This is a genomic window from Mesorhizobium sp. M8A.F.Ca.ET.161.01.1.1 (genome assembly GCF_004792105.1).
Lineage (GTDB): Bacteria > Pseudomonadota > Alphaproteobacteria > Rhizobiales > Rhizobiaceae > Mesorhizobium.
In genome coordinates this window covers 1-493 of sequence record NZ_SRTD01000059.1, presented here as the reverse complement: position 1 = coordinate 493, position 493 = coordinate 1, and the positions used below count along the sequence as shown (strand labels likewise).

The window sequence follows — 493 nt, the reverse complement described above, 5'->3', positions numbered from 1 at the left end:
AACGGATTGAATGAAATCATGCGCCTGTGTCGCCGCCATCCATTCTATCGACAGGATATATTCGGCATTTTCGATAATTGCGAGGAGCTTGTTGGCGGCGGCGGTTGGATGAGCCAGGAAGTCTTCTTGCAGAGCGGAGGTCAGCCCGCCATCGGTGGAAGCGGGCGCCGCAAGGCGCCGGTTTTCGTTGGACAGCGCAGCTGCGGTATATTGCGCGATCATGAAACCGGAATGGCTGCCGGGATCGGAAGCGAGAAATGGAGGAAGCCCGCTCACCAGAGGGTTGACGAGCCTGTCAATCCGCCGTTCGCTCATCGCCGCGATCTGGGAGAGTGCGATGGCAAGACTATCGGCTGCCTGTCCAAGGGCCGGGGCCACCGCGTGAGCCTGCGACCATACGATGGGCTCTTCCGGTGACCCGGCGAGCGCCGGATTGTCTGTCACGGAGGCCAGTTCTCGGTCGATGATTGTCGCGCAGCTATCGAACACATCG

The 493-nt window shown here is 60.2% G+C and carries 1 protein-coding gene; it reads right to left on the bottom strand.

What is annotated here, in order from left to right; all coding sequences use genetic code 11:
• Positions 1-493: aromatic amino acid lyase (locus tag EN804_RS34570; RefSeq protein ID WP_189602145.1), on the bottom strand; the 493-nt coding region annotated here is incomplete at both ends.